35 protein-coding genes are annotated in these 24,678 nt (G+C 64.8%); 6 read left to right on the forward strand and 29 right to left on the reverse strand.

Translation table 11 applies throughout. The features are described from left to right. Positions 1–122 precede the first annotated feature (122 nt). The 5 genes from PGN16_RS04100 (at position 123) to PGN16_RS04120 (ending at position 1,666) form a co-directional block, all read left to right on the forward strand. Entirely contained in the window at positions 123–413 is a 291-nt protein-coding gene (locus tag PGN16_RS04100) for a hypothetical protein (RefSeq protein ID WP_335308120.1), read from the forward strand. Continuing rightward, the gene (locus PGN16_RS04105; protein WP_335308121.1) at positions 403–747 is read left to right on the forward strand and encodes a hypothetical protein; all 345 of its coding nucleotides are present in this window, start codon (positions 403–405) and stop codon (positions 745–747) included. Before PGN16_RS04100 ends, PGN16_RS04105 begins: the two co-directional genes overlap by 11 nt. Continuing rightward, positions 747–1,094 (forward strand): DUF2493 domain-containing protein, encoded by a 348-nt coding sequence (locus PGN16_RS04110; protein ID WP_335308122.1) that lies wholly within the window; start codon positions 747–749, stop codon positions 1,092–1,094. Before PGN16_RS04105 ends, PGN16_RS04110 begins: the two co-directional genes overlap by 1 nt. Positions 1,095–1,289: 195 nt before the next feature. After that, complete coding sequence (locus PGN16_RS04115) at positions 1,290–1,469, forward strand: hypothetical protein (RefSeq protein WP_335308123.1); 180 nt, start codon at positions 1,290–1,292, stop codon at positions 1,467–1,469. Further along, positions 1,466–1,666, forward strand: a complete 201-nt coding sequence (locus tag PGN16_RS04120) for a hypothetical protein (protein ID WP_335308124.1) — start codon at positions 1,466–1,468, stop codon at positions 1,664–1,666. The genes PGN16_RS04115 and PGN16_RS04120 overlap by 4 nt, the downstream gene beginning before the upstream one ends. A gap of 227 nt (positions 1,667–1,893) precedes the next feature. On the opposite strand, the gene PGN16_RS04125 is transcribed toward PGN16_RS04120, so the two are convergent. From PGN16_RS04125 to PGN16_RS04180, 12 genes are all read right to left on the reverse strand, one after another. Then, positions 1,894–2,025, reverse strand: coding sequence for a hypothetical protein (locus PGN16_RS04125; RefSeq protein ID WP_335308125.1), 132 nt, complete (start codon positions 2,023–2,025; stop codon positions 1,894–1,896). Further along, on the reverse strand, positions 2,022–2,204 hold the full coding sequence (locus PGN16_RS04130; protein ID WP_335308126.1) for a hypothetical protein: 183 nt from the start codon (positions 2,202–2,204) through the stop codon (positions 2,022–2,024). Before PGN16_RS04130 ends, PGN16_RS04125 begins: the two co-directional genes overlap by 4 nt. A 74-nt stretch (positions 2,205–2,278) precedes the next feature. Beyond that, on the reverse strand, positions 2,279–2,758 hold the full coding sequence (locus tag PGN16_RS04135; RefSeq protein ID WP_335308127.1) for a lysozyme: 480 nt from the start codon (positions 2,756–2,758) through the stop codon (positions 2,279–2,281). Between the two features lie 71 nt (positions 2,759–2,829). Then, the gene (locus tag PGN16_RS04140) at positions 2,830–3,159 is read right to left on the reverse strand and encodes a hypothetical protein (protein WP_335308128.1); all 330 of its coding nucleotides are present in this window, start codon (positions 3,157–3,159) and stop codon (positions 2,830–2,832) included. Further along, positions 3,156–3,476: a hypothetical protein gene (locus tag PGN16_RS04145; protein WP_335308129.1), complete on the reverse strand. Its 321-nt coding sequence runs from the start codon at positions 3,474–3,476 to the stop codon at positions 3,156–3,158. Before PGN16_RS04145 ends, PGN16_RS04140 begins: the two co-directional genes overlap by 4 nt. Then, complete coding sequence (locus PGN16_RS04150; RefSeq protein ID WP_335308130.1) at positions 3,473–3,964, reverse strand: hypothetical protein; 492 nt, start codon at positions 3,962–3,964, stop codon at positions 3,473–3,475. Before PGN16_RS04150 ends, PGN16_RS04145 begins: the two co-directional genes overlap by 4 nt. A 2-nt stretch (positions 3,965–3,966) precedes the next feature. Next, a complete protein-coding gene (locus PGN16_RS04155; RefSeq protein WP_335308131.1) occupies positions 3,967–4,131 on the reverse strand; it encodes a hypothetical protein in 165 nt (54 codons plus the stop codon). A 40-nt stretch (positions 4,132–4,171) separates the two neighbouring features. Next, entirely contained in the window at positions 4,172–6,016 is a 1,845-nt protein-coding gene (locus PGN16_RS04160) for a hypothetical protein (RefSeq protein ID WP_335308132.1), read from the reverse strand. Positions 6,017–6,126: 110 nt separating this feature from the next. Further along, a complete protein-coding gene (locus PGN16_RS04165; RefSeq protein ID WP_335308133.1) occupies positions 6,127–8,265 on the reverse strand; it encodes a hypothetical protein in 2,139 nt (712 codons plus the stop codon). Next, on the reverse strand, positions 8,262–8,651 hold the full coding sequence (locus tag PGN16_RS04170) for a DUF6950 family protein (protein ID WP_335308134.1): 390 nt from the start codon (positions 8,649–8,651) through the stop codon (positions 8,262–8,264). Before PGN16_RS04170 ends, PGN16_RS04165 begins: the two co-directional genes overlap by 4 nt. Beyond that, complete coding sequence (locus PGN16_RS04175) at positions 8,648–9,187, reverse strand: hypothetical protein (RefSeq protein WP_335308135.1); 540 nt, start codon at positions 9,185–9,187, stop codon at positions 8,648–8,650. The genes PGN16_RS04170 and PGN16_RS04175 overlap by 4 nt, the downstream gene beginning before the upstream one ends. Next, positions 9,184–9,855, reverse strand: a complete 672-nt coding sequence (locus PGN16_RS04180; RefSeq protein ID WP_335308136.1) for a hypothetical protein — start codon at positions 9,853–9,855, stop codon at positions 9,184–9,186. Before PGN16_RS04180 ends, PGN16_RS04175 begins: the two co-directional genes overlap by 4 nt. Before the next feature lie 60 nt (positions 9,856–9,915). Between PGN16_RS04180 and PGN16_RS04185 the strand changes: the two genes are divergently transcribed. After that, a complete protein-coding gene (locus PGN16_RS04185; protein WP_335308137.1) occupies positions 9,916–10,359 on the forward strand; it encodes a hypothetical protein in 444 nt (147 codons plus the stop codon). Here the strand turns inward: PGN16_RS04185 and PGN16_RS04190 are convergent. From PGN16_RS04190 to PGN16_RS04270, 17 genes are all read right to left on the reverse strand, one after another. Beyond that, a complete protein-coding gene (locus tag PGN16_RS04190; RefSeq protein ID WP_335308138.1) occupies positions 10,341–13,697 on the reverse strand; it encodes a hypothetical protein in 3,357 nt (1,118 codons plus the stop codon). The genes PGN16_RS04185 and PGN16_RS04190 overlap by 19 nt on opposite strands. Beyond that, positions 13,697–13,882 (reverse strand): hypothetical protein, encoded by a 186-nt coding sequence (locus PGN16_RS04195; protein ID WP_335308139.1) that lies wholly within the window; start codon positions 13,880–13,882, stop codon positions 13,697–13,699. Before PGN16_RS04195 ends, PGN16_RS04190 begins: the two co-directional genes overlap by 1 nt. A gap of 14 nt (positions 13,883–13,896) precedes the next feature. Then, positions 13,897–14,355, reverse strand: coding sequence for a gene transfer agent family protein (locus PGN16_RS04200; RefSeq protein ID WP_335308140.1), 459 nt, complete (start codon positions 14,353–14,355; stop codon positions 13,897–13,899). A 3-nt stretch (positions 14,356–14,358) separates the two neighbouring features. After that, complete coding sequence (locus tag PGN16_RS04205) at positions 14,359–15,069, reverse strand: phage tail tube protein (RefSeq protein ID WP_335308141.1); 711 nt, start codon at positions 15,067–15,069, stop codon at positions 14,359–14,361. A gap of 67 nt (positions 15,070–15,136) precedes the next feature. Next, entirely contained in the window at positions 15,137–15,574 is a 438-nt protein-coding gene (gene gp17 / locus PGN16_RS04210; RefSeq protein WP_335308142.1) for a tail completion protein gp17, read from the reverse strand. Continuing rightward, the gene (locus PGN16_RS04215) at positions 15,574–15,984 is read right to left on the reverse strand and encodes an HK97 gp10 family phage protein (protein WP_335308143.1); all 411 of its coding nucleotides are present in this window, start codon (positions 15,982–15,984) and stop codon (positions 15,574–15,576) included. Before PGN16_RS04215 ends, gp17 begins: the two co-directional genes overlap by 1 nt. Beyond that, positions 15,981–16,352: a hypothetical protein gene (locus tag PGN16_RS04220; RefSeq protein WP_335308144.1), complete on the reverse strand. Its 372-nt coding sequence runs from the start codon at positions 16,350–16,352 to the stop codon at positions 15,981–15,983. The genes PGN16_RS04215 and PGN16_RS04220 overlap by 4 nt, the downstream gene beginning before the upstream one ends. Then, the gene (locus PGN16_RS04225; RefSeq protein WP_335308145.1) at positions 16,352–16,807 is read right to left on the reverse strand and encodes a DUF4054 domain-containing protein; all 456 of its coding nucleotides are present in this window, start codon (positions 16,805–16,807) and stop codon (positions 16,352–16,354) included. Before PGN16_RS04225 ends, PGN16_RS04220 begins: the two co-directional genes overlap by 1 nt. After that, complete coding sequence (locus PGN16_RS04230; protein ID WP_335308146.1) at positions 16,807–18,096, reverse strand: DUF1996 domain-containing protein; 1,290 nt, start codon at positions 18,094–18,096, stop codon at positions 16,807–16,809. Before PGN16_RS04230 ends, PGN16_RS04225 begins: the two co-directional genes overlap by 1 nt. Then, complete coding sequence (locus PGN16_RS04235; protein ID WP_335308147.1) at positions 18,096–19,661, reverse strand: SGNH/GDSL hydrolase family protein; 1,566 nt, start codon at positions 19,659–19,661, stop codon at positions 18,096–18,098. Before PGN16_RS04235 ends, PGN16_RS04230 begins: the two co-directional genes overlap by 1 nt. A gap of 64 nt (positions 19,662–19,725) precedes the next feature. Then, entirely contained in the window at positions 19,726–20,244 is a 519-nt protein-coding gene (locus tag PGN16_RS04240) for a hypothetical protein (protein WP_335308148.1), read from the reverse strand. Continuing rightward, on the reverse strand, positions 20,241–20,657 hold the full coding sequence (locus tag PGN16_RS04245) for a hypothetical protein (protein ID WP_335308149.1): 417 nt from the start codon (positions 20,655–20,657) through the stop codon (positions 20,241–20,243). The genes PGN16_RS04240 and PGN16_RS04245 overlap by 4 nt, the downstream gene beginning before the upstream one ends. Positions 20,658–20,729: 72 nt before the next feature. Further along, positions 20,730–21,173 (reverse strand): hypothetical protein, encoded by a 444-nt coding sequence (locus tag PGN16_RS04250; RefSeq protein ID WP_335308150.1) that lies wholly within the window; start codon positions 21,171–21,173, stop codon positions 20,730–20,732. Positions 21,174–21,183: 10 nt separating this feature from the next. Further along, positions 21,184–22,131, reverse strand: coding sequence for a DUF2184 domain-containing protein (locus PGN16_RS04255; RefSeq protein WP_335308151.1), 948 nt, complete (start codon positions 22,129–22,131; stop codon positions 21,184–21,186). Positions 22,132–22,145: 14 nt separating this feature from the next. Continuing rightward, entirely contained in the window at positions 22,146–22,601 is a 456-nt protein-coding gene (locus PGN16_RS04260; RefSeq protein WP_335308152.1) for a structural cement protein Gp24, read from the reverse strand. Positions 22,602–22,615: 14 nt separating this feature from the next. After that, positions 22,616–23,749, reverse strand: a complete 1,134-nt coding sequence (locus PGN16_RS04265) for a DUF2213 domain-containing protein (RefSeq protein ID WP_335308153.1) — start codon at positions 23,747–23,749, stop codon at positions 22,616–22,618. Between the two features lie 53 nt (positions 23,750–23,802). Continuing rightward, on the reverse strand, positions 23,803–24,678 hold the full coding sequence (locus tag PGN16_RS04270; RefSeq protein WP_335308154.1) for a hypothetical protein: 876 nt from the start codon (positions 24,676–24,678) through the stop codon (positions 23,803–23,805).

Below are 24,678 nucleotides of genomic sequence, written 5' to 3' on the forward strand. Positions count from 1 at the left end.
CGCTGGTACGTCGATGGCAGGTGCAAGCACCTTTATGCGCTCGACATATGCCGCCTGACTGGAGTGCTAACCACTCGCGGGGAAGCCCTACGCAAGCACGTCATTCTGCAAGGAGCGGTTAAATGAGCCTTCGAAAGGCAATAGCGGCACGGCTCGATCCAGAGACGGCAAAAGCAGCCCGCAAACATTGGTTTCTGCGCAATCGGCTTACTGAAGCAGCGGAGTGGCTAGGATATGACTTTCCTGTCGTGGATGCAGTGATCCATTGGGCCAAGGTAAGCGAAGTCGTTCATTTCGCTAGCCTCGATGATAAGTTGCCCGAGCATGTGCCCGGCAAGCCTTGGGTGCACGCCATTCACGATTTCCGCGAGCATCTGCGCGCCACTTATGGAGACACCGACCATGACCGCTGACGCTGCGGAGATCGTGCGCTTGGCTAAGAAGGTCGAGCAGGCGACGGGGCCGGATCGGGAGTTGGACCAGGCTATCTGGTTCGCCCTGTTCGGGCCGGACAAGGACATGCACCGCATAATTGCGCGGGGATCGTTCAATTACACCGCCTCTCTCGACGCCGCCATGACGCTGGTGCCGGACGGGTTGTGGAAGCGGATCAACGTGGACCCGTATGGCCGCGCAAACATCCGCTTAGGCGACGCTTGCGCTGTTACCGCCGCAACTCCCGCGCTCGCCCTCACCGCCGCCGCCTTACGCGCCCGAGCAGCTCAACACGATAATGAGGTGGGGTGATGGACAGGATCCTTGTCTGTGGCGGTCGCGACTACAGCGATCAGGCTATGCTCTTCGGCGCACTCGACATGCAGGCAGAGCAATCGCGCATCTATACCATCATTCAAGGCGGCGCGGACGGCGCGGACCGACTGGCGCGGCTGTGGTGTCATAGCAGGCAGGTCCGCTACGAGAATTTCCCCGCCGACTGGAAGCGGCTTGGCCGCGCCGCCGGGCCGATCCGCAATCAGCAGATGCTGGACGAAGGCAAGCCGACGATGGTGTTCGCCTTCGCTGGTGGCCGGGGGACCGCTGACATGGTGCGACGGGCGAAAGCCGCCGGCATCCCGATCGCGGAGTTCGCATGACCCCCTCTCTTACCCCTCCCGCCTATGTGTCGAAAGGATGTGCATGAAAGCACTTCTGTCGTTCTTATGGGCGGGGTGCTGGCACCGATGGACGTTACTCCGGGAGGATGCCATTCACAATGAGCGGGGCACTTGGTGGGCGTCTGATTTCATTCTCCAATGCGAGCACTGCGGCAACATGAAGAAGGAGCGGCTATGACCGAGGTGACTGTCTTCCCGCCACGAAGCACCGACGACGAAGCCAGCGGCATCGTAGACGAGTTGTCGCGGCTGCAACACTGGTGCGTGCTTCAATATGCGACGCCGGGCGCGATGCAGGCTGCTGATCTAGTGCAGCGGACGCGCATCCTCATTATCGAAAGGTGCAAGCGATGACCGCCATCGAACAAGCCCGTGCACAGGCCGCAGAGCGCTTCCCTGAGCATCTGGTCGATACGATGGGGCGGGAGCATCCTTCGATACCGCGGCGGGCGCTGCTGCGCGGCGACTGGGATAGCGGCTCGCTGGTGCGGTCTTTCGTGGCCGCGCTGGGTGATGTGCCGGGAGTGATGGAGGATGTGCCGGGCGGTTGAACGGGTGGCTTATCCGGAGTTCCACCGGCCCGGTTTGCGTTTGACCGGCTCAGTCGACCGGCTCTTACGTTCCCCGTTCTTCTCGGGTCGCCACCCTTGCTGCGACCGGCGCTCTAACCAGCTGAGCTATACCGGAGTCTCTTACACCCCGGAGCGGGACTTGAACCCGGGACCTCCGATCGTAGCCCGATCTTTCTACCACTCCACCCCATTGACAGCAAGAGCAGTCACACCTTCGGCCGCGCCTTCTCCTGACGGATCGCCTCCTTCACCGCTGGGACAGCTACGGTGACGATAGGAACGACGACAGGCGCCACGGCCTTGGCAATGCGCAGGATGCTGCCCAGGTTGATCTTCATAGCGGTTCCTTCTCTGCTTGCTGGCGCACGATCTGCGCGTTGTTGGAGGCAAGTTCGCTTCCGCCCTTGGTCGCGGCATAGGCCCACGACACCACATCCTTGATGAAGGCGCCGACGACGAGGGTGCCGAGTGTCTTGAAATACTCGTTGTCGCGCAGGGCTGGGATAGCGGCGGTCATCACGAATACCATGACGGTGAGTAGGAATACTCCGATCCCGATCCAGCCGCGCGCGTCCGGCCAATCCCAAGGCTTCACGACCGATACACCGATGCTTCGGCGGCACGTCGCTTCGTCAGGCCCGCCAGAATGCGCCCGCCAGCCTTGTTCCACCGCCCGAACTGCTCAGCCGCAGCGACGTAGTTGCCGGCGTTGTGCAGCTTCAGCAGCGTGCTGTCGCGGAACGCCTGTTCGCCGATGTTGTAGGCCAGAGAGGTCATCGCGCCGCGCTGGTTGTCCGTGGCGACAGGAGCGGCCTTGACGACCGCCGACATGAACTTGGCCACGTCGGACGCCAGACGCTCATCAGCCTGCGCCTGCGTCCACCGCACGCCCTTGACGATACCAGCGCTGGTCGCTCCCCAGCCGATCGTCCACGGCGCGCCGCCGGTGCCGGGATCTGGGTATGCCTCCAGCTCGCAGCCCTCGAATTGCTTGATGAGCTTCAACGCCACAGTCAGGGCGCCATCGCCTTCGCGCGGGATGCCGAACGCATCGGCCAGTGCGTCGATCACCTGGATATGGCTGGCGAGGAAGCGACGCTCAGGCGCGAATGGACGGATTGCATCGAAAAGTGCTGCTCGGGTCATAGCTTTCCCCTGCTTTGCAGATAACCGCGCGCTTCGTTCGCTGCGGCGCGATTGGCCTTGTCGTGCTTGCGGTCGCGGATTGTGCGTCCGATCAGGAACATCAGCACGCCGAACGTGAGGATGGTTGCGGCCCACAGATCGAAGGGGCTGCCCTCGCGCTGCCAGATGACGGGGATCGTCAGGAAGCTGGTGCCGCCGACGAAGCCAAGCCCGGTGCGCTCCAGCCCGTTCATCGTCTCCCGGAAGCGGGTGACCTTGATGACCACGACGACGGTGACGAGCAACCGGCCCAGCGTCATCAGGATGGCAATCATGTTATCAATCATGCCACTTCCTCCGCGCCCAACAGCTTCTCCAGGCGCCCTTTCATCCAGCGGATGATGACGGGCACGAACGCGTTGGCTCCTGTGGCTCCGATGTATGTGAAAAAGCAGATGGCCCGCAGATTTGCGATCTCGATGCCGGCAAGGTCGCCAACCAGGTACGGCACGCCGAACGCCGCGAAGCCCGAGCCGACGACGAGGGTCATGACGATCTCGCTCCACCGCATCGTCCGCCACGGCATGAACGATAGCGCGGTCACCGACCCAGCAAGCGCCGCCATGGCGATGTAGAGCGCGCGATGTTCGTCCTGATTAATCACGACGACGCCTCAGGAAGCCAGCCGGAAGCGCGGCCCACAAAACGAATGCGATCCCAGCAAGCAGACAGACGATCGGCACAGCCCGGTCCCCCAACCATGAAGATGACGGCCAACTGCACAGCCAGCCCGGCGTCGAGAACCGCAGCGTAATCGACGTATTGAAGCGAGAAGGTGTAAGCGACCGCGTGCATTGCCAGCATGTTGAGGTACGTCGCCCAGATCACTGGCGCCCACCAGACGCGCAGACAGGCCCATACGGCGAACATCAGCGACACGAGGTCGAACAGCGCCCAGCCGTCTTCCTGACGCGCAGGATAGCCCACCAGATAGGCGTACGAAGCCGGCGGGTAGAACCACGGCATGTTGAACAGCAGCCAGTTCACCGACAGGATGCAAGCCACCTTCACCGCGCATGCACGGTCGTGCCGAGCGCAGCTAGCAACCGCGATCGACAGCAGGCACACGAGGCCGAAGGTGGCTTCCTTCATCGTCAGTTCTTCTTGGGTGGCTGGGGCGGGTTCGTGGTGCCGCCGCCACCCGATTGCACGGTCACGTCGCCAGGCTTCTTGTCGGGCTTCTGCGGCGCCTCACACGCCTTCTGCTCGACCTCAGTCGCGTCCACGTCAGCCGGGCAGTGGATCGGTGCATCCTGCATTCTCATTCCCCTTCGTGACCGGATAGCGCCGGTCGTCGCATCACAGGATGCGGCTGACCGCAGCGACCCCACCTGCGAACGGCACGTTCCACGTCAGCGGCCCGTTGCCTTCACCGTCGAAGATCCAGCGCGAGCGCGTAGCGGTGCCGGTGCCAGGCTTCGTCACATCGATCTTGCCGCGAATGTCGGAATTGCGGAGGATCACCCGGTTAGTGACACGCTGGCCGTAAGTGGTGAATTCCATGCCCCCGATGCCGGCCGGATCGCCTTCGGTCACTGCACCGGTCGTCGGGTTGACCGTCACCGCGGGCTGTACGAGGCAGGCGTCGAACAGTAGCGTCGACTGCTTCACCCCGAACGGCCCATTTTGCTGGTCGTGCACGGCGAAAGGGTACGCGGGCGACTTGAAGACCGAATTGTAGAACTCGGCGTGGCAATCGTCCCAGGTGCCGCACCCGGCCGCGCAGACCGTGCGCCAAATGTAATAGGGTGTCCCGAACGCGTCGGGGTCATGACCTTGGCTGATCTGATACTGTCGCGCGCCTTCATTCCCTTTGTGCCAGAAAGTGCAGTCCTTCGCCTTCCACAGCTTGCCGCTTGAAAACGGGTCGTCCCAGTGCACCGCACCGTAACGAACGTTGGCGGCCGATATGTGAAGGCGCTCCATATAGCAGTCGCCCAGCCGATCGAACGTCGAATAAGCGGTGATGTCGGCTGGCGAGGCGTTGTTCGGCTGGCTTCCATCGATGTAGACCAGCTCGGGCGTGGCGCTCACGAAGTCGATGTAGTCCGCCACGATGGAGCGTTCGGCATACGCCGCCGCGCCCGGCTTCGGCGCGATCCGCAGCAGCACGCGCGAACCGGGGCCAGCTTGGGGCTGCACCGCGGCAATCGCATCCTTGATCGTCGTGAACTCGCCACCTTGGCCGGGCGCGGTCACCAGCACCTGTCGCGCATAGACACGCTGGTCACGCTCGACCGCGGCGAACAACTGCCGCTCGCGCGCATCCAGCGCCAGATCGGCGCGCGTCAGACCGTTGTCAGACACCGCAGGTCCGAGCGAGGTGGACAGCAATTCGATCGTCTGCACGGCGCTGGTGGCGGTCGAACTGGCCAGCGTGGCCGTCAGCTGGAAGCCGACTGCATTCGCCGGGATGTTGTAGACCCCGGAAAGCGTCAGGACGCCGTTAGCCATGCGGTAGGCGACCACACCCACAGGATCGAGCAGGCTGGCGTTGCCGGCGGGGTCGAACGAGTAGACAGTAAGCGTGACCGTGCGGTTGAAGTTGCCCGAGACGGCCAGCGACAGGTCGATGCGGCTCCGCACTCCGGCCAGCCCGGACGGTTCGATACCCTTGGTGCGGATGACGTTGAGGTACGCGCCCTGTCCAGTCGCTCCGCTTGCAATGGATAGCCCGACGATCGCCCCGACACGCTCGATCAGGGTCGCGCCGTTTGCCGGGACCGCGCTGCCCGTGCCCGATCGCAGGTCGATCGTCTGCGCGCTGGGGGCAACGCTCTCGGTCGCGACGGCCACCTCGCCTCGAATATCCGCCGCAGTCTGGTCGATCTCGGGCTGCACAGCCGCGGCGAGCCCGGAATAGACGGTGTTGTCGACCACCCAACCGGCGCCCTCACGGCGATAATAGTCCTGCTCGTCCGCCGCCTTGCCGATGGTTCCTACAGGGCGCGCCGTATCCGCCGCACGCGCGGCGCCAGTCGAGTAATAGACGATGCCGGCAACGGCGCCCGCAATACGCTGGTCGATCAGGCGGCCAGCCGCGCGGATCTCGGACTTCACGGGGTCATGCGCGCCGGAAGCAGGGAGGCCAGCCACGCTGAAATCCCGAAACGCTTCCGTGAACCGATCCGAAATTTCGCCCACGACAATCTCCGCTTACACCGCGGCGACGCTAGGCCGTAGCCGTCGCCTGTCGTACCGCCGTCACGTTGCCGGGTTAGGGCGCGGGCGGGGGTGAGCATTACGGCGGAAGCCTAGCCGCCAGTCGTGTCTACCACGGCTGGATCAGACCATGGGGACAGCCGTCCGTCACCGACGCTGTACGCCACCTCGACGTTGACGTTGTTCGCCAGCGGCACGAACTCGGTCGTGAACGACACTGCGGGACCGGGGTCAGCGTCTGCATACTCGCGCTCGTTCCACGATCCGGATGTACCAACTCGCCAGCGTGCGTACCACGTCAGGTCGGTGCGGTCAGGGCCATCAGCGGCGATCAGGATGCGAGCGCCAGTTGCGGTCTGGCCGGGCGCGGGGTCCACCGGCTGTTCGCCCTCGGGGGTCTGGCCCACAGCAGAGTAGACCGCTGATGCACTGACGATCGTCGGCTGCTCCAGCGGCTCGCGCGCGACACGTTCGCCCACCGGGGCGGGCTCGCCTTCCTCGGTCGCCGGGTTCCACGCATCAATGTTCGGGTCCGCGGCGATCCAAGACGCCGACAGCCCGCCCGTCTGGAGGTTGCGGCGCACGTCGGTGATCTCGGCTGGGCCGATGTAGGGCGCGAACTCGTCCTCGGTGCCTTCGCCCTCAATCAGCCGCAGGTTGATGAACCGCTGCGACAGGACCGCCGACCCGCTCGACATGAGCGAGACCGTTCCGCGTTTCGGTGCCATCGTCTGTGCCATCTTGCGCTTGGCCAGCCGGCGGGCTTGCGCGTGAGACGGCACCTGGTTCTTCAGGTCAGCGGATCGCAGCGCGCCGCGGCGGGTGATGTCGTCCTCGTCCGTCCACGGATTGGTGTCTACCTCGTTGTAGTCGTGCTCCGCCGAGACGTAGGTGACGTTGATGTTGTTGAGCGCGGCTTCGTCCTCGATGCCGTCCTCGACCGTGTAGCTGATAATCTCGTCGGGACCGAGCGTGACGGTCGGCTCGTAATAACGGCCGGAATACGGCACCAGCGCTTCATCCTCGCGGCTGGCCATCCAGCCGTCGCAGCACGCCAGCAGCGCGCCTAGCACTGCCTTGGGTTCCGAGCCTTCACCGGCATTACGGTGCGCGACACAGGACCGATAACGCGGCTCGGTGCCTCCAGGCCCGCGCGCACGAGCCCCAGTGGGGACTATGCTCGAAAAAGCAGGGGTAACGTCAATGGTGACACCGGTGATGGCGGTCACGGTGCGCGTCTGTGGAGCCGCCCCCTGAGACGAAACGGTGATCGGGCCGCCAACCGCGAATTCGCCAGCGTTCGCAACTTGTATGGTTGAGGCACCCGCGTTCGCGCCGATCGTAACCTGCGTACCCCCACGCAACGGCACCGGGCTGTCGGCATCATTCACCGCCGCCGTCCACAGATCGAGCGTAGGGGCGAAGTGCCGATCCCACGTCTTGCCGTTCCGCACGAGCTGGTAATGCGCGATGTGCAGCCAGGCGTTCTCGGACCACTTCCACGTCAGTGGATCCGACAGCGATTGCGATGGGTCGCGCCAGTCGAATACGGGCTGCGCCTCCACGACGATCGCGAGCGGCATGTTGTTCGGCCCGCCGGCCGGGTAGACCTGCTGATAATCCTTCGCCTTCACCGGACGCGAGATCATATAGCCGGTCACCACACCATCGCCGCGGTGCGCCTGGGTCCAGATCCCCGGCAGCTTGGCGACCACCGGAGCGTGCGCTGTCTCTGTCGCCGCACCGAGGTTGGCGCCGATGGCGATGGTGTCGTTGTTGCCGTATTCGCCGCCGGGGCCGCCCAGAACGAAGCCGTTCGCTTGCCGCGTCACCAACTTGTCGCCCAGATACCACGCCACGATCCGGCTCACTCTGCCATCGTGGAACGCCCACACGTCAACCGCGCTGCCATCGCTGGCCGCTTCGTACAGGATGTACGCGCCGAACAGTTTGAGGCGACCATAGGCCGATACGCGAGGTGGCCGCTCGGTTTTGATGGCCAGCTTCGTGATCTCGGGTGGCGGCGCTTTCGTGCCTGCGGCTGCGGACAGGGCTGTGCCAGCGGCGGTGAGGGCGGTGGATGCGGTGAGCAGCGCAGCCGTGCTGACGCCGCCGATCGAGATGCCGGCCGTGGTGCCGAACAACGCCAGCCCGCCGGCCGCGCCGACGCCGGTTGCGATCAGCGCCGCGCTGCCAGCGATCGTCAGGATGCTGCCCAGCGTGCGGCTCATGGGCGCCACACCTTCAACGGCTCGGCTGGCCCGATCTCAAGCCCGCGCAACGCCAGCGACGCCCAGCGCTCACCGACCCTGATAGCCATCGCCTCATCAAGCCCGCACGACGTGGGACGGTGGATCACCGCAACGTCGCCAGGCTGCGGCTCTGCGGCCTCAGGTACGCCGACAGCGGTCATTCCTCGGCCCCACAGCGCTGTCAGCCCGCCTCCACGCTTGATGGTGAGCAAAGCACCCCGCTCGGTGCTGTAGCGCAGCCCTAGAGATTCTATGGGGCAAGCGTGATCGCGCGCCACGATCCAGCGCGCCACCCAACGGCAGCAGTCGTGATGGCGAAAATCCCACTCAGGCAGCGGGGCAGAGAGGAAGTCGGCGAGCTTCACCCGTTGGTTCCGAACGGACGCGACGTTCCAGAATTTATCCCCGACACATGGTCGAAGATCATATCGCCCGGGGATCGGCGCTGCTGATCCGCATGCGTCCAGTACGCCTGCGGTGCGCTCGACCGGCCGGTGTCGTCGGAGCCCATCGACAGCGTGATCGTGCGCGACGTGTCCTGCCGCGTCACGCTCAGCTTGTCCGCACGGTAGCGTGCCGCCCAGGTGACGGACTGCACCTGCCACTCGTCATCGAACACGATCACGCCAACATCGACGCTGGCACCCTTAACGTCGTCGGCTTCTTCAATCGCCAGCTTCTGCGTGGCTGCCGCGACGCCGGACACTGAAATTTCGGTCCGCCCGGCGGTCCCGTTGATGAACTGCTGGACATCGGTGAAGCCATCAAGCAATTCGCCGCCGCCAAGGTACACAGCAGGCGCGGCTTCGATCATGTCTGCTGGAACCAATAAATCGCCAACGCCGCTCCAGAACCTTGCTGGCGGATCGCAATCGATACGGATGCAGAAGCTGCGTCTCATGCCGGCTTCCGCATGTCCTCGACCAGCGAAAGAGCGCAGCTGCCGTAGCGGCCGATATTCGTGGTCAGACTGACTTGGAACCCGGGCGCCAAATGCATCTGGCAGCGCGGCGTGTCGAAATTGAGCTCTGTTCCTGCGTCGATCGCCTCCCGCAGAGGCGGACGGATTGTCACCACATCACCTTCGATACCAATGATCCGATAGGTGCGGTTGCCCCAAAAGACGTGCCTGATCGAGAACACTTCACCGCCAATAAGGGGGAGCTCAGCCACCCCGCTGATTGTCAGTCTCGTTGCGCGCAGTGGAGCAGCGGCGGCGGTGAAAGATGCGCCAGAAGAGACGTATAGCGATTTATCCGAGAACGGTGTCGCATCGCTGTGCGGCGTCAGCGGATGTCCGGCGACAGGGGCAAAGAACAAGTCGCACACCAGAACATCGACAGCGGTCGCGCCGCCATCGAGGATGTCGGACAGGGCTCGCCACGCCAGTCCGGTTTCTCGGGTGCGCGTGCTGCCGTTTGTCGCATCAAGCCGCCAATAACCACCACCGTCGACCTCGATTTGCTCGGAGATGCCGGAAAGCGAAGTGCCACCGTCGGTGATCTGCCCGACGCGGCGGAAGTCCACGTCGCGGAACTGAAACCGGCACAGGTGGACGGTGATAGGCACGCTGGCTGGCGTAGGATGGGGCGGCGGGCAGCATTACGGCGGATTGACCGAGGCATCGTCGTGGACGATATTGGCCTATCACCCTATACTGAGGTGCGGATGCGACCACTTTTTGCCACAGCGTGCCTCTTCTGGGTAGCCTCGTGCCAGTATGTTCCCGGCACAGATGCCAGTTTTATCCGTAACGCCAGAGCATCAGTGTCGGATAAGCTGATTGACCCTACTAGCCCGCTTTGGCGCAAGGAAAGGATCATCAAATCTGAAACCGCCGACTTCAGGAATGGGGCCCAGGTGACTAAGCCGGGTGACCCGAAGTTTGTGTGTGGGGAGGTCAACGGGAAAAATCAAATGGGGGCGTTTGTCGGATTTTCGCCATACGCTTACGACTTAGTGAACAAACAATCGTATCTTTTGCCAAGCTTCGACAATACCAACGAAGCCGCCATGGCGATATTGAATTTTCCGACCGCTTGCATGACCAAAAGTCAACTGCCCAACGTCTGAATTTGCTGGAGCCGCCCCGGCGCAGCCTGCACCGCTGCGGACCCAGCCCGCGCAGCAACCTGATTGGCATAGGCGCGGTTGCGCTGCTCCATTTGGCCAACCAATTGCTCGGTCATTACCACGCCCGTAAGGTCAAAGTGCTGCGGAGCGATGATCGTCGTATGCTGGCCAGCGCCCGCGATCGTCGGAAGCGCGCCGTTCGGATAGACCTTGCCCGAGGTCGGAAAGACGACGCGCTCGGGTCCGTTTTCTCCAACCATATAGGGCACGCCGCCGACCACGTTGCCGCCGCTTGCACGACCCCCAAAGATTTTGCCGAGGAACCCGCCGACCGCGCCGGCCGATCCACCACCAGCCGCACCGAACAGGCTATCTGCCAGCGGCCCGATGATCGCACGCTGCACGCCGATCCGGATCAGGTCCGAGATGATCCCATTCGCCACATCGCCGAACGCACCCCCAAGCTGGAAGACCTTGCCGATGCTATCGGTGATCGCGTCGTCCAGAGATTGCAGCCCGCGGACCTTCACGTTCTCCAGCGCCTCGTTCATCTGGTCGGCGGTGCGGGGGAGGCTGTCGCGATACTGGTCGAGCACACCGCGGTTGCGGAACTCGACGTCGGAGCGCTGGGCATCGTACCGACGGTCGAGTGTGCCGAGCTGAGCCCGCGCCTGATCCGCTTCCGGACTACCCGGTTTGGCGGATGCAATGGTCGCGTTGAGCCGGTCGCGCTCCTGCGTCTTGGCGTTCTCCAGCAACTTCAGCTCGATGTCGCGACGTTCGGCAATCGTGCGCGCCATCCCCAGCTGCGCACTGAGGATCGTCTGATCAGCATCCAGCAACGTCGCAGCGATCGCGGCACGCGCACGGTTCGCATCCAGCGTCCGTTCCTGCTCGATCACCTCGCGGTTCGCAGCCGCTGCCTTCCGCTCGGCGGCCGATAGTTCATCCGCCCGCGCCTGTTCCAGTTTCGCGTCGGCGCCGGCGAGCACGTTGCGCTTCCGCTGGCTCTCGATGTCAGCAAGACGGGCCTTGGTCGCGTTGTCGAGCAGCTGAAGTTCAATCGCGGCACGCGCGTCGATGCTGCCGGTAAGCTGCTGTTGAGCGCGCAGGAATTCGTCAGTGGCCTGCGCGATCTGGTCATTGAACTGGCGGGTGCGCTGCTCAGCCTCACGCTCGATCTGGTCAGCGCTCTTGCCTTTTGGGCCTTTAGGCGTGTCGAGGTTGCGGATCAGCCCAGGATTGACGGCGCCAGCGCGAACAGGCGGCGTGACGTCCACGCGCGCCTGACGCTTGGCTGCGGCCTCTGCGCGGACAATCGTCTGCTGCTCTGCGCGTAAGCGCTTGCGCTCATCCTCAACACTGTCTTTGCCAGTGGCCGCGTTGATACTCGCTGTCCCGGCAATGGCACGAAGCTGCTGCTGATTGCGATCAAAAAGCGCCTGACGCCCTTCTCGCGATTGCAGCTGGCGGTTGAACGCCTCCTGCTGAACCTGTTTAGGATCACGACCGGTTACCAGAGTTGCCGCACGGACTACCGTCGGATTATTCAGGATGTCGAGGTCGCCCTGACGCGAGATGCGGGAGAAGAAGTTCGCCGCCGATGCAGCAGCCGCCTCGAAAGCTCGCGCCAACGTTATGACGGCGTCGGCGTTACCAGCGACAACGCGAGCAAAGTCAACCTGCAACTGCGCCTTGACGTCGGCCAGCTTGCGAGCGGTTTCGTCAAGCTCTTGAATTTCCTTCTGAGACAGCGCGCGCCCCGTCTCCTGTAGGGATTTTGCCAGCGCACTTACTTTCTCCGGACCGCCTGAGAGAAGCGCGTCTAGCTTCCTACCTTCTTCGCCAAATAGCCGCGTCTCGATCGCCGCACGCTGGAGGGGGTCCTTCAGCTGCGAGATGCGGTCAATAACGGTAGGGAGGGCGTCGCCAGCCGACTTGAAGCCCTTAATCTCGACGCCAAGCGCCTTGAAAACCTTTGCCTGTTCGTCGGATCCTTGCTGTGCTCGGCCAAGGTTGCTGGCAAATTGGCCGAACGCGGAAGACAACGTTGCCTGCTCAACGCCTGTATCACGGGCGATCTTCAAATATGCCTGCAAATCCGTCGTCGTGATACCAAGCTGCTTGGACAGATTGGACAGGGCCTTGCCATACTCGACCGCGCTGCTGATCACCTCGACGCCCACGCCGACCCCGACCGCCGTAGCAATGCCAGCGAGAGCCGCCCCGCCGCCAGCAGCTGCGGATAGGCCAGCGCCTCGTGCAAACTGTCCCACGCTCTTCGAAGCTTGGCCTCTCTCTTGGATGGCACGCTGACGCGTCACCAGTACTCGCCGCTCGTCCAGACGGAGTGCGATCGCAGCGTCATCGAGCCCAGCCTTCTCAAGCTGGCGGGTCAGACGCAGCTCCGCCAGTCGCTCCCGAATGACATCTCGGTCGCGGCCGCGGGCGAAGGTGAGGCGGCCCTGAAGCTCTGCCTGCTCGGCGGCGAGGTGATTGATCTCCTTGGCAGTCGCGACTTCGGTAGCCGCATCACCGGCGAGGGCGGCGGCTGGGATCGAACGCTGCCCAGTCGCTTCGCGCGCAACAGTGCGCCCGAGCGTGCTGTTCGAAGCCGCAGGTACGCCAGCGCGCGCCGACGCCCGCTCGGCAACTGCGGCAAGGCGCGCCTTTGCCGCAGTCTCACGCTCGGTGGCCGCCACAATCGCCGCGGAAGCGGCTCGTTCGATCTCCGCACGACGCGCCGCCTCAGCCGCAGCCTTGGCCTGCTCACGCTCGCTGACCCGCAACGCCTCCTGCTTCTCGCGCTCGGCGGCCCGGACAGCCGCCGCAGACTCTCGCGATGCTTGGATATCACGGGCTCGATCAGCCGCAGAAAATTCCCGCGCTTTGGCTTCAAAGATGCGCGGCCCTGCGGCGTAAAATCGAGCCTGTTGGCGTTGCCGGTCGCGCTCCGCCGCTGCCTCTGCGCGCTGACGCTGTTTCAGCGCCTCAGCGATCTCGCGACTTGCTGCCTTCTCGGCATCTGCTTTTGCTTTGGCCGCCGCTTTCGCCGCATCGGCCTCACGCTTAGACTGCGCCACCTCGGCGTCAGAGCGAGCCTTTCGGGTGCGAGTGACACGAGCGGTTGTCTGCTCCTCAGCCTGCGCGACGTCACCCGCCGCCTTCTTGTGCCGGTTCGCATATTGCTCGACTTGCTGCGGAGAAAACTGACCGAACTTGTCCGGTCGCGTGCGGGTGAACCGCTCGTGCGCGTCAGCGGCTTCATTGAAGTTTTTGGCGTAGTCGCCCAGGCGGGCTTCCAGCACCGCAACGATGGAGTCGACAACCTCGGCCATCAGTGCACCGTCCTTACCAGCCCGCGAGCAGCGAGTTTCTGATGTCGCCGGGCAACCATCTCCGCGTCAGGCGCCTCGACCGGCTGATTGGCTCCCTCCGGGTCGTGCCGCTCGCTCCACACTGCTACCAACGCCTGATACTCCCACCACGACAGCCGTTTGAACTCGCTCGGCGGGATACCCATCATGGCCGCGTTGGTCAGGGCTCCGGCGTAGTCGAACCGGTGGTCGGGGTCGCCGGGTCGCTGCCCGGCTCGGCTTTTGGGTCAGGGTCGTAACCTTCGATCAACGCGAAGAGGATCGAGGCGGCCAGCGCCCACAGGGCGCGCAGGGTGATGCGGCCGCGACGGGATAGCACATAGCGCTCGACCAGTTCGTTGGCGCGGATCGATGACACTTGAACTTCGTCGCCATCCACGACGCCCTGCGCGCCGCCGATCAGCCCTTGCCGAACGATCTCGCGCAGCTCGGAGAACCGATAATCGCCCTGATCCGGCATGACCTCATCGTCACCTGTGCCGTACCGTCCTGCCAGCGTGCGCCCGTAGATGCGGCCGATCCCGGCGTCACACTTCTTCTCAAGCTCGGCGATCTGCGCCGGCCCGAGAAAGAAGCGATACTCGCCGTCGGCGAACTTGAGGTCGACCCACGTCTGCACGGGTTACGCCGCCTTGACGTTGAGGCCGAACTTGTTGACCTTCGGGCTGTTGCTGGCGGCGGTCAGCGTCTCGGTGACGGTGATCGTCTTGTTGCCTGCGGCCGAGAAGGTGCCGGTGATGGTGTTGTTCGTGACGGTTAGCGACGTGCTGTCGCTGCTGGTGGCGGTGAGCGTCGAGCCCGCGGTCTTGCCGGCGATCGTGCCGGTCCACGACGCACCGACGGTAGCGGTCAGCGGGGTCAGCGAGAGCGCGTCGAGCACGATCAGCGGCGGGGCCGGATACCACAGCACCTGACCGTCGGAGACGAAGGTGTTCTGCACCGTGACATTGGCACCGTCCGCAGCCCCGTACTGGAGGTTGCTGAGGACGAAGTTGCCCTCGTAATAGCCGCCGTCGACCGCGTCTTCGGCATCCTCGCCCATGATGAAGCGGTACTTCAGCGAGCGGCCGCCGATCCGGCGAAGGAGGTCCGCCTGCTCGCGATTGAACAGGCCGGTGCCGCTGATGTCGAACTGCTCGCCCGTGACGTTGACGACGCGAAACGGCACGCCGCTCGGATCCTGGCAATCGCGCAGGAACTCGTCGTTCGTGTTGAACTGGTGCGTCATGTTCTTCGTGGTCAGGCCACAAAGGATCGTCGGAACGGTGTCGCCAGAGCCTGCGAAGACGGCGACGTCGAAATACTGACCCTTTACGGTCTTCGGCACGGACATGGGGCGCACTCCTCGGGCGTTTACGAGGGGCTTATCGGCTCGGCATGAGCTGGATTACGGCGGGAACTCAGCCTGTCACGCCGGCTGAGAAGCTCACGACTGCGTGCCAGACGTCGGCTTCCTGCGGGTCGGGAAGCTGGTTGGTCGTCAGCCATGACACCGATGCGGTGCGGTCAGGCAGCGTCAGGATGCGGTCGCCCAGCGCGGCTACGATCGCCGCAGCGATGACGTGCGATTGATCCTCAGCGGGTCGGATGACGCGGCCGGCACCGTCGGTCAGTGGCTTCGTAAACGAATGGACGGTGAACCGGATCGTGCTGCTGTCGAGCCCCGACGCGAGCAGCGGGGCCGCGATCGGCGCGCCATAACGTGTGAACGGGAACGTGCGGTCGACTGGCACGGTGCCGCGGTATTGCGACCCCACAGGTACGAGCGCGCCCAGAGCCGATGCCGCCAGCGCCTTCATCACCGCATCTCGGACGGGCAGGCTATAGTCAACGGCCATCAGCGCACGACCTTTCGGAAGGTGTCGCGCAGACGATCAAGCACGCCAGCCCGGTTCTTGGTCACCGCTGGACGCATGAACGGCCTCTCTTCGATCCGCGTCGTACCCAGCTCCATGTAGAGCGCGTGGTCGCTGTCCGCGATCACCGACGTTTGGACGCGATCGGGCGTCTCGATCAGGTCGCCAACATGGATGGACTGGTCAAGGTCGTGCGTGTCGGCGTTCGGCGGCTGGCCGGACAGCGATGGGACATGGCCGGCACCGCTTATCGCGCCATCGCGGATCGAGAAGGCGGCATCCTCGGCGATACCCTGTGCGCCATCGGTCAATGCAGACCCCAGCGCCAGGATGACAAGATCCGGGTGCATTTTCGCCAGCCGAGCGGCGTGCTCGTCCTTGATGCGGATCATGCTGGACGCGCCTTGATGCGCCAGCCGATCGCTGCGGGATCGCGGCTGGGCGTGGAAATCATCCACACGCCAGCGCGCGGCCCACCGGCGATTTCGACCTGCATATCGGTGGTGACCTGCGCGTTCGTATCGATGACCAGCAGCGAAACATCGCCGTCGGTATAACCTTCGTTGGCCCGCATGTAATCGGTCACGTCATTGACCTGCACTTGGCAGGCGATGCGGGTCGGCGGGGTGCCTGGCTGATACACGCCTTCGCCGTCATAGCCGCCGCCTGTCCCCGGGACGACCAGCGAACCCGGCCAGTACGGACCGCCGAACACCGCCGAGACGCGGCCCGCGATAGAGGCGAAGGCCCGGTCGAACATCAGCAGCCGAACAGCGCAGCGGGGTAAGGCAGCGGCCCTGCGAACCCGTTGAAGCCGTCGCACGCGCAGGCAGCACCGGGTAGCGTGACGCGAACGCCGCCCTTGTTGCGGCCCAGCATCTCAAGATACTCCTGACCGGGCTTGGTCGCGGCGAACCCGCCCGCGGTTACGGCGGCGACAGCCTCGGCGGCGAACGACACCGAGAAGCGATCGGACTTGAAGTCGGTGACGCCGGCGGCGAGCAACGCGGAAACGTCGCCGTCAGTGATCCCCGCAGTGCCGCCGGCCAGCATGTGGTGCGCAGCGGCCGCCAGCATCGCGGGATCCCGGTCAGTCACGATCGGCCAGCTATCGTCAACAAACCGCGTGGCGTCGTCGAGCCAGTATTGCACCGTTGCGTCAGGTACCGCGGCGAACTGAGGATAGCGAATGCGGAACGTGGCGAGATCGGCCATCAGCGCGCCTCCGGGATCGGCACAACCCGAGGCTCGATTTTCCACTTGAAGCCCCACACGTCTTTCAACTGCTTGCCGTTGCCGAGGTCGTTGCCATTGCAGGACAGCAGCTTCTCGATGCAGTTGTCGATCCAGACGTGCTTGATGTCGTCGTCCCACGCATCCATCAAGTCGGTGTGGAAGGATGTGCCTGCGGGCAGCTTCCCCATTCCCATGGCGGTCATGTCGTCGCTGGACAGGGACCATTCAGTAGGGTTGTCGCCGTCCACCACCCGGTAGAACAGTTGCAGCGAGAAAGCGGGGATGCCGACCGGATGGGTGGCCGGGCAGCGCAGCTTGCCGGTGTTGCCGAAGTCCGCATAGGCGAGGTGGTCGCGATGGTTCGGGCTGTCGAGCCGCTTGCCATCCCAGCAGGTCGGCGAGGACGACGAGACGGTGATGTAATTGCCGGCCCGGCAAACCGTGGCGACATCGGCCAGCGTTGGGAAGGCGCCGGATGGCGCAGTCGGCCCGTCGCACTTCCAGTACACCGAACCGGTCGGCGTCTTGCCGGTCACCATGTCGTAACCGAAAATCTGACGCAGGCCGCGGGGGATGCCCTCACACCGCGTGGCGACTACCGCGCAACCCTCGCTGCTCGACGGCGAGCGCTTGTAATAGATCTGGGCGTAATCCCACTGGACGACATTGCCCTTGCCGTCGAGCATGGCCGGCGACCAATAGGCCGAACGGTTCAGCGGGTTGCCGCAGGTGCTGTCGCCCTTGGCCCGCAGGCTGGCGTAGGTGCTGTTTGCGTCAGCCGTCAGATTGCCGAAGAACTGGTGCAGGTGGCTCTTGCCCGGCTGTTTCGGGAAGACGATCGGATCGTCACGAAGGAGTTGCCCGGGGTTGCAGTTGAACCTGAACGCACCGACGCCTTCCGCTGCGCCGCTGACAGCGATAGCGCCCGATCCCCACGAAGGCACGAGCATGGACGCCACGTCGAAGTTGCTCGCGACTGGCGCAGGCACCTTGTCGAGGCTTACGCCCAGCTCAGGCTCTTGGACATCGCCCACCGGCGGCGCGACCGGCGTTAGCTGCGCAATCCGCTTCTCGCGGTTCGCAATGCTGATGTCGGCCAGCCCCTTGGCCTTCTTGAAGCACTCGATGTCCGCGCGCAGCTTGTCCGCGCTCTTGGCCGTCCACACGTTCTGGCCGCTGTAATTGTAGCAGCCCTTATCGATTTGGGCCGATGCTGGCGCTGCGACGAACGCAGCGACCAGCATGGCGAGGGCGGCGAGCGGGCGCATCAGCGGCGCATCGCCGTGATGGCGGCACGGATACCCTTGGCCGCCGCACGCGCGAGATATTCCATGCCCCCGACGCCGGGGACCGAAGCCCCGAACGTCGGATGGATCAGATCCGTCTGCGTATAGAGCGAAGCCGTGCCGGTCGCGTTGTCGCCCGCCAGCACTGGCGTCGGCGTTGCCGTGGATAGCGGCACGAAAGCCACTAGCGGGTCATTGGCTGCGGCGACGGCGGCGATAAGCGCCTGCTCGGCTGCCAGCACGCCGGCAGCGACGGTATAGGCGGAAGCGCCGAGAGCCCCCGGAGCGACGCCAAGCACGATGATCGGCTTGCCGGCGCCGACGATGGCACGCGCCTGTGCGATCACAGCGGACGCCTCGCTCTGGATCGTCGCGGGGCTCTTGTCGCGATCGTTGATCGACCCCTGCAATACCACCATGTCGACGCCGCCCGGCCGCGCCTGAAGCAACGCCAGATCGTTCATGCGGGACGAATAGCGGAGCCCAAGGGAGACGTTATCCGAGGCGAACCCGGTGCCTGCCACGCCCAGATTGTTGCCGTCGTGAACGCCGAGCAGGCGATGCGTGATCGAAGGGTAATTGTCGTGGGCAAAGCTGTTCACCGAACCCGCATTGGTGGCGAAAGCGGTGTAGCTGTCACCGATCCACGCGCTGCGAACGAAGTCGACCGGCTCAGGTTTGATGATGCGATGAGTGGTGGCGAGATAGATGGCACGGAAGTCGCCGTTCAGCTCGCTTTCGTAGCGGATGCGGCGGGGCTTTGCCGACGCCCCAGAGGCGAACGCCACCGTGAGGTGCTGCGGCGAGCCCGGAACCACGTTGTCCATCTTTGCTGGCGTGCGCCCGACGAACTGACCGTCCACGAGGACGCGAAACTGGATCGCCTGACTGTTGAGGACGCGGAAGCTGATCTTGTCCGCGTTCGTCTCCGTCTCGACAGCCCAAGCGACGCCAGCCCGGCCGCCGGCACCGCTGACAGCGCCGGCCGTGCTGGTGACGACCGGGAAACCGTAGGCCGAACCTGAGATCTGCGACGGGATGCCGCCGTAGAACGCGGCCCAATCGTTGCCAGCCGCATCGTTCATGAGCCGCTGCTGCGTCAAGCCGGTCGGCGCAGCCTCCCACGTCAGCGTCGGCGCAGTCAGCCCAGCGCTCGGACCAGAGCCGTAGTTCGGAAGGTCGTAGGGATTGCTGTCCAGCGCCCGCTGCATGTTGCGGAACAGCTTGTCGAGGGAGGCGAGATCGCCAGTGGCAGTATTCGTTGCCGCCAGGCCAGCCGCCCCCAGCGCGATCCCATCCACCGAGATATCGATCCGGCTCTCGCGCGGCGTCTCGCCGGCCTTGCTCTCGCGCAGCACGATCGTGGCCGGCGTCGAAGAGCCCGGCATGCGATCGATATAGACCCGACCGTTGGACGATCCGAACCCCGGCGTGCCGTCGGCCAGTACCTCAAGCGTCGATCCAGCGGTGAGCCCCAGCACAGTGGCTTGGAAGCGGCGCCCTGCCACCGCATACGTTACGTCGAGGGTGAGCGGGTTGAGCGCCACGGACATGCTCCTGTCGATTATGACAGGTGGCGTACCGAGCGGGGCGCGCTTGGATTACGGCGGGTTACGAAGCGGGTAGAGCCAGCACGTCGAACGTGACGCCGGCTGCTGCGGTGGTGATGGGCGCGACGACAGCGCCGAGAATGGAGACGGTGACGCTCTGCGTCGTGAAGCACTTGATCGTGGCCCCGGTGACCGTGACCGTGCCCGCGACAGGGAAGCATAGCGGAGCGTTGGCAGCGCTGGTCGATGCGACATACGGCGTGACGGTCAGCCGCGGCGGGCTGGGCATAGCGGGCCATGTCACGGAGCCGGTTCCACCAGCCGTTGTGGTGCCCTGCACGGTACGACTGATGCGGGGCTGAACGGCGTTGGCAAGTCGGCACGCTTCCCCGCTGCCAGCAGAGCCGCCGACAGTTTCCATAGGCGGGATCGTTGCACTGGGCTGGCACGCCGCAGCCGCAGCCTGCGCAGCCGTATCCGCGGCCTGCTGGGCGCGGTCTATCTTGGTGGTCAGGCTGGTCATGTCGACGCCCCCAGCCGGCGCAGAGACGACCTGGAGCGCAATCAGAGCGGCGATCATTGCGACACCACGACAAAGGTGGCACCCGCAGTGGCCGACGTGACGCTGATCTGATCGGTCAGCACCAGCCCCTGGAACGAGCCGCAATTGAACGACCCGCCAGCCGGGACTGGGATAGATGCAGCAGCGGACGCGCCCGCCGGGGCGCCCAGATACACCAGCATGGCCGCGGTGGAAGTGTTGTAGAGCGCACAGCCCTTGCGCGCCGGGGAAGCCGATAGCGCCGATTGGAAGGCGTTGGCTGACGCCACGGCACCCGACGTCGGCACGCTGGTCGATCGGATCGGCGCAATGTTGGTGATGCCGATGCCGTCCTGCACCTGCCCGGCGGCGTTACGGTAGGACTCAGCAATCACCTGCGCCTGGACAGGCTGCGCGATCAGCAGCAGGGCTGCGGCTATGATGCGGATCAAGGTCGTGGCTCCTCAACGAAAAGGGCCGCCGCACGCGAGGTGAAGCGGCCCGTCAGGTGCAGGGACAGGATGTCAGGCGGGACGCTTCGCATCCGGAGCAGCCGCCTCGATTTGGGCACGGGTGACCTTGGTGCCCATCGCTTCCGAAACGGCACTGACGTCGGGCAGGCCGGCCGCGGTCCAGTGGTCGTCGTTCATGACGTTCAGCCTTTCGACCGCAGCGCGGATCAGCTCGGCGTCGGGCTGGTTGCCCTTGGTGCCGTCCGCAGCGCTGGCCGCCTCTAGCTGTGCGCGCAGGTCGGCGTTTTCCGCCTCCAGCGTCTCGACGCGGGCACGCAGCGTGTCGATCTCGTCGGCCACGCCGGCATCCGAAGCCGGCTTGCCGAAGTCGGGCAGCTTGCCATCGATCGTGTCGGGATCGATCTCGACCGTCTCGCCCGGCTCAATCCAGCGCGTGCCGCCGCCCTTGAGGTTGATCCCGCGCGAGCCGGCGGTGTGGTTGGTGAACGTCTTCATCGCCATCACCTCAGATGTTGTCGCGGTAGGACATGGTCTTCGCGCGGTAGAGCTCGAACTGACCGACGTTCATCACCCCGTCGACACGCCACGTCATGGACGAGGTCGGGAACAGCGGCATGAACTCGAACAAGCCGGGCAGGAAGAACTCCATGTTGTCCGGCGACTTCTCGTAAGCGACCATGCGCGCGGTGCTGCTGGCGCCGGCCTGTTCCAGCTCGCGGCTCGGAGCGATATTGAGCGGGCGCTTGCTGATCGCCGAATAGCTGTTGTTCTCGGCCAGATACTTCAGCACCGACGTCCCGGTGTTGCTGATCCGGGCGTTGTTGATGAACAGGAACTTCGACGTCGGGAGCAGCAGCGAGTCTGCCAGAGCCGTCTCACGGCTGTTGACGTAGACGTCCTGCAACGCCGCATTGACGTCGGCCAGCATCTGATCCGGCGTCGCCGTGGCCCAGCCACCCGTCGGGGCATTGGCCGTCGGCACGCGCGGGTCGTTGATCATGCCGGTGAAGCCCTTCTCGGTGCTTCCGCGGATGACGCGATCGTAGACGAACTTCTCGCCGACCATGCGCGCGGCCGATGCCTTGCGCTCGCCGAGGTTGCCGCCGCCCTGATCGCCGCTGCCCTGCGCCTGGATGCGCGCGAACCGCTCGACCTCCTGCTTGGACAGCTCATAGCCCACACCGGCGAGGTGGAAGCTGGTCGCGCCCTGCGAGAAGTTCAGCCCGGCATTCGGGATGTCGAAGGTCTTGCCGCCGAGATATTCGGCCTTGCCCGCGATGTCGCCGGAATAGACCAGCGTGCCGACGTCCCACATGTCACCGTCGGTATTGACCGGCACCAGCGCGCCATAGTCGAACGACGGGTACTTCTGCGGAAGCATCCGGTGAGTGCGGTAGAGCGCGGGCTGGGCGAAACCCGCTGCCTGCTGCGCGTCGTCGAAACGGATGAACATGGTATTCTGCCCCCTTACTGCTGGACGACGCGGATGCGGACATTGCTGCCGTTCGAACCAGCATCCAGAAAGGTCGCCGGGATCGCGGTGTTGCCCGACGCCGTCGACGTGAAGGCACCGGCGCTGGTGACGTACACCGCAGCATCCTTGGCGACGGTCGCGGCGGCAGTGACCCAGATGTTGCCGTTGTCGAGCAGCGTGGCGCTGGCATACTGCGGATAGACGTCTGCGGAGCCGCCGACGGGCGCGATCAGCGTCGCGGTCGCAATCGAGATGCCCTTGAACTTGCCGCCCGGCGTGCCGGTAACCTGACGGCCGGTGCCGGTGCCGAACGCGGCCTTGCCGAACGCGAGGCCCGCAGCGTCTGCGACGATGCCGGTGACACGATCCTGCGTGGTTCCGTCGGCGAGCATGCCGGGCTGACCCTGCGCATAATCGGTCAGGTAGGTGTCCTGGATGACGATGGTCATTGTATCAGTTCCCCTCAGGCTTCGCCGGCGGGCTGGCGCCACGCATCGGAAATTGCAGCACGACGCTTGGCACGGTCGGCTTCGTATTCGGCCCGCTCGTCGCCGAGGCTGACGGGCATGCCGGTCAGTGCATCGCGCAGGACGTCACGGCCGGCGTCGTCGATCTTTGCGTCCTTGGCGAGCACGGCGAACGAAGCGGCGATCTGACCGGCGTCCCAGCCCTTGGCGGTGTCGCCCATCTTGGCGGTGACGACCGCGGCCATGATGGCGGGCTCGTCCATCGCGTCGGTTACTGCGACGCCCAGCGCCTTTGCCTTGCCGACCACCAGCGCGTAGCTCTTGGCCGCGTCGCGCAGCTTCTCCGGGGTCAGCGTGGCGTCGGCCAGTTGCTTGGCCAGCGTCGCCTTCTCGGTTTCCAGCGTCGCGACCTTGGCATTGGCATCGCCAAGCTGGGTATGCGCGGTCGCCAGCGCGGTATTGGCATCGTTCATCTTGCCGTTGAGCACATCGACCGCGATCCGGACGGCCTCGCCGTTCGTCGCATCGACCTCGGCGTCGCCGATCTTGATCTTCATGGGGTGTTGCTCCGGGTTGCGAAGGTGGTCAGGGCGCTCGTCAACGACGCGCAGCTCGGAACCCCCGCGCGCCACCGGCACGAGGGCGAGATGATTGATGCGGATGTTGCGCATGGAGCCGTCGTAGTCGGCATCGCCGAACCGACCGGGCGTCATGTCGAGGTCTGCCCCGTAGCCGAGGCTGAATTCCTGATGGGTGCTGGTGGCGGCCGAGACGCCGGCCTGATCCATCACCATCACCGGAATGCGCAGAAAGTCGCCGTCGCGCAGAACCTCGCCGCCGGTGTCACCGACGGCCAGCTGCTTCCAGTTTGCGGCATCAACGTCGGCGGACGGGTGATTGATCGTGATCGGGCGATGCGCAGCGCTGGCGATCGCGTCCCGCGCAAAGACCTCAGCCTCGGGGCGGAAGATGCGGATGATGTCCGACGGCGCGCGATCCGTCAGGCCAAGTTCTTTGGCGGTATACGGCTGGATGTTGTTCGCGCGGGCAACACGGGCTGACGCAACGAGATGACCGCCCGGCGTGATGCGGGCGGCTCCGTCGATCAAGGCGCGGTCGTGGAACAGCATACCCGGCTGGATACCGGGCGGCTGGGATAGGGATTACGGCGGACGCTATCGCGTCAGGACCAGTCCCATTCCTGCCAACATTTGCAGAAGGGCAGCACCCCTGGGAGGTCATTCGGCTGCGTGCGCACGGTGTACAACCGTTGGTCCCGCGCCTTGTGGTCGACGCGCGGATGCTTCTGGGGGGTATGCCGCCAGCGCCACCGGGTCAGCCCTGCCGACTGCGCCCGCTCACGAGTCAGGTCTTCGACCAGCATGTCCGTCTGATCGACCGCAATCCGAGCCACCCGCTTCTTGGCGCGCGTAAGAACCGCGCTCGTCTCGCTGCCCGCCTGCGCCGTCGTCATACGCAGCGCCAGAGCGGCCATCAGCGCCGCGCTCATCTTGCCCTTCGTGTCGGCGTGTACTTGGTCGAGCAGCTGGCCGTTGCGGGTCACTGCGTTCGACTGAACCGCCTCCGTCTCGCCGCCGGTCATAGCCGCGACGTCGACACCGGTCGCCGTCTGAACCCGCTGTACCCATTGGCGGACGTGCCAGCGATCGACGGTGCTCACCGCAGCCGGGAACAGCCGTTGAAACCGGGCGAGCTGGCGTTCAACACGCACAGCGGCATCGTCAACCGCACGCTGGATACGGTACGACGCGTCGGCGTCGAGCGGCGCGCCGCGATCAGGCAGTGCTGCGGCATAGGCGGCGAGGATCGCGTCTCGCTCAGCAGCCCATGCGCGCAGCAGGGCGAAGTACGGGCCGCCCATCTGCGATCGCAGCGCTTCCGTCGGCATGATGCGGCGAAACGGGCGTAGCGTCGTGCCCGATGCACGGATCAGCGCTGGCAGGTCGTAGCGCCGCCTCTGGAGCAGCAGCAGGAGCGCCGCGGCCTCGGCTGTCCGCTCGGTCATGCGGCTCTCGGTGTCTGGCGGGGCGCTGGCCAC

Origin of the sequence: Sphingomonas phyllosphaerae, from assembly GCF_036946485.1 — a bacterium.
GTDB lineage: Bacteria > Pseudomonadota > Alphaproteobacteria > Sphingomonadales > Sphingomonadaceae > Sphingomonas > Sphingomonas phyllosphaerae_E.

What these genes read in the sequence shown, in the direction of transcription:
- PGN16_RS04100 (WP_335308120.1), top strand. Translation starts at nt 123, where the DNA reads ATGAGCCTTCGAAAGGCAATAGCGGCACGGCTCGATCCAGAGACGGCA.
- PGN16_RS04105 (WP_335308121.1), top strand. Translation starts at nt 403, where the DNA reads ATGACCGCTGACGCTGCGGAGATCGTGCGCTTGGCTAAGAAGGTCGAG.
- PGN16_RS04110 (WP_335308122.1), top strand. Translation starts at nt 747, where the DNA reads ATGGACAGGATCCTTGTCTGTGGCGGTCGCGACTACAGCGATCAGGCT.
- PGN16_RS04115 (WP_335308123.1), top strand. Translation starts at nt 1,290, where the DNA reads ATGACCGAGGTGACTGTCTTCCCGCCACGAAGCACCGACGACGAAGCC.
- PGN16_RS04120 (WP_335308124.1), top strand. Translation starts at nt 1,466, where the DNA reads ATGACCGCCATCGAACAAGCCCGTGCACAGGCCGCAGAGCGCTTCCCT.
- PGN16_RS04125 (WP_335308125.1), bottom strand. Translation starts at nt 2,025, where the DNA reads ATGAAGATCAACCTGGGCAGCATCCTGCGCATTGCCAAGGCCGTGGCG.
- PGN16_RS04130 (WP_335308126.1), bottom strand. Translation starts at nt 2,204, where the DNA reads ATGACCGCCGCTATCCCAGCCCTGCGCGACAACGAGTATTTCAAGACA.
- PGN16_RS04140 (WP_335308128.1), bottom strand. Translation starts at nt 3,159, where the DNA reads ATGATTGATAACATGATTGCCATCCTGATGACGCTGGGCCGGTTGCTC.
- PGN16_RS04150 (WP_335308130.1), bottom strand. Translation starts at nt 3,964, where the DNA reads ATGAAGGAAGCCACCTTCGGCCTCGTGTGCCTGCTGTCGATCGCGGTT.
- PGN16_RS04155 (WP_335308131.1), bottom strand. Translation starts at nt 4,131, where the DNA reads ATGCAGGATGCACCGATCCACTGCCCGGCTGACGTGGACGCGACTGAG.
- PGN16_RS04165 (WP_335308133.1), bottom strand. Translation starts at nt 8,265, where the DNA reads ATGAGCCGCACGCTGGGCAGCATCCTGACGATCGCTGGCAGCGCGGCG.
- PGN16_RS04175 (WP_335308135.1), bottom strand. Translation starts at nt 9,187, where the DNA reads ATGAGACGCAGCTTCTGCATCCGTATCGATTGCGATCCGCCAGCAAGG.
- PGN16_RS04190 (WP_335308138.1), bottom strand. Translation starts at nt 13,697, where the DNA reads ATGGCCGAGGTTGTCGACTCCATCGTTGCGGTGCTGGAAGCCCGCCTG.
- PGN16_RS04195 (WP_335308139.1), bottom strand. Translation starts at nt 13,882, where the DNA reads ATGGGTATCCCGCCGAGCGAGTTCAAACGGCTGTCGTGGTGGGAGTAT.
- PGN16_RS04205 (WP_335308141.1), bottom strand. Translation starts at nt 15,069, where the DNA reads ATGTCCGTGCCGAAGACCGTAAAGGGTCAGTATTTCGACGTCGCCGTC.
- gp17 (WP_335308142.1), bottom strand. Translation starts at nt 15,574, where the DNA reads ATGGCCGTTGACTATAGCCTGCCCGTCCGAGATGCGGTGATGAAGGCG.
- PGN16_RS04215 (WP_335308143.1), bottom strand. Translation starts at nt 15,984, where the DNA reads ATGATCCGCATCAAGGACGAGCACGCCGCTCGGCTGGCGAAAATGCAC.
- PGN16_RS04220 (WP_335308144.1), bottom strand. Translation starts at nt 16,352, where the DNA reads ATGTTCGACCGGGCCTTCGCCTCTATCGCGGGCCGCGTCTCGGCGGTG.
- PGN16_RS04225 (WP_335308145.1), bottom strand. Translation starts at nt 16,807, where the DNA reads ATGGCCGATCTCGCCACGTTCCGCATTCGCTATCCTCAGTTCGCCGCG.
- PGN16_RS04230 (WP_335308146.1), bottom strand. Translation starts at nt 18,096, where the DNA reads ATGCGCCCGCTCGCCGCCCTCGCCATGCTGGTCGCTGCGTTCGTCGCA.
- PGN16_RS04240 (WP_335308148.1), bottom strand. Translation starts at nt 20,244, where the DNA reads ATGATCGCCGCTCTGATTGCGCTCCAGGTCGTCTCTGCGCCGGCTGGG.
- PGN16_RS04250 (WP_335308150.1), bottom strand. Translation starts at nt 21,173, where the DNA reads ATGAAGACGTTCACCAACCACACCGCCGGCTCGCGCGGGATCAACCTC.
- PGN16_RS04255 (WP_335308151.1), bottom strand. Translation starts at nt 22,131, where the DNA reads ATGTTCATCCGTTTCGACGACGCGCAGCAGGCAGCGGGTTTCGCCCAG.
- PGN16_RS04260 (WP_335308152.1), bottom strand. Translation starts at nt 22,601, where the DNA reads ATGACCATCGTCATCCAGGACACCTACCTGACCGATTATGCGCAGGGT.
- PGN16_RS04265 (WP_335308153.1), bottom strand. Translation starts at nt 23,749, where the DNA reads ATGCTGTTCCACGACCGCGCCTTGATCGACGGAGCCGCCCGCATCACG.